Consider the following 1,304-nt stretch of genomic DNA (forward strand, 5'->3'; position numbering starts at 1 on the left):
CCGCGGGGCGCGCCGTGACCGCCTCCACCCCCACGGTTCGCGCCCGCGCGCCCGGGATCTCCGTCCACTCCCCGGCCCCGGGGGCTCGTGAGCCCCGAGAGCCGCCTCGAGAGCCCGCTGAGGCGCGGCCCTTCCTCCCCCGCAGCCGCCCCCATGGCGTTCCGCACGCCCACTCCGCGTCCCTCAGCCAGGCGCGCTCGGCCGCCTTCCCGGCCGCGCCCGCGCCCGCCGCCTCGGCCAGCCGGTCCTCGAACTCCGCCCGCGCCCGCTCGGTGAGCCCGACCGGCCCGCTGTCCGCCACATACTGCGGCCGCAGCCGCGTCATCGTGCCGGCCACGTCCGCCGACAGCCGGCGCTCGGCCGCCCCGCACTCGGCCGTGAGCCGCGCGAGCATCTCCCGCAGCTCCCCGACGCCCTCGCCGGTCAGCGCGGACAGCGCGAGCACGGCGGCCCCCGGCTCCCCGTGCTCCCCGAGCGCGAGCCCGTCCTCGTCCAGCAGCCGCCGCAGATCGTCCAGCACCTGGTCCGCGGCCTCGCCCGGGAGCCGGTCCACCTGATTGAGCACGACGAACGTCACCTCGGCGTATCCGGCGAGCGGCCGCAGATAGCGCTCATGGAGGACCGCATCCGCGTACTTCTCGGGGTCCACCACCCACACCACCGCGTCCACGAGACCCAGCAGCCGGTCCACCCGCTCCCGGTGGCCCGGGGCGGCCGAGTCGTGGTCGGGCAGGTCGAGCAGGACCAGGCCGCGCAGCGCGGGGTCATACGGATAGCCCGGGTTGCGCCGGTCCACCGCCGGGATGCCGAGGCGGTCCAGCAGGCCGTCGGCGTGGTCGGTCCACGCGCAGGCGAGGGGCGTGGCGGTGGTCGGGCGGCGGATGCCGGTCTCGGAGAGGGGGGCTCCGGCGAGGGCGTTGAACAGTGTCGACTTACCGCTTCCGGTTGCCCCGGCGACGGCGACCACGGTGTGCCCATAAGGATGCCGTCCCCGCGCGTCCGCCTCGTCGAGCACCCGCGCGGCCCCGGCGAGCGTGCGCCCGTCGAGCCGGGACCGGGACAGCCCGACGAGCTGGCGCAGGGCCTCCAGACGGGGCCGCAGGGTGCCCGTGGCGAAGCTGCGGACGCCGGCCTGGTACACGGCGTACGGAGGGCCGCCGAAGGACCGCCGGCCGGGCTCCTCCCCCGGGAAGTAGCCCGCCGCGGCGCCGGGGATGTCCGGTGCGGCCTCCTCCGCCGCCCCCTGGTCCATCGCACGGGCCGGGCGGCCCGCGGCACGTCCGGCGACCCGGCGGTGCGCGCGC

1 protein-coding gene is annotated in these 1,304 nt (G+C 78.0%); it reads right to left on the reverse strand.

Annotated elements, in window-relative coordinates; all coding sequences use genetic code 11:
* A partial coding sequence (locus tag GWI24_RS44490) for a GTPase (protein WP_374103419.1) occupies window positions 1-1,304 on the reverse strand: 1,304 nt, incomplete at both ends.

This window comes from Streptomyces sp. MK37H, assembly GCF_018035285.1.
GTDB classification, from domain to species: Bacteria; Actinomycetota; Actinomycetes; order Streptomycetales; family Streptomycetaceae; genus Streptomyces; species Streptomyces endocoffeicus.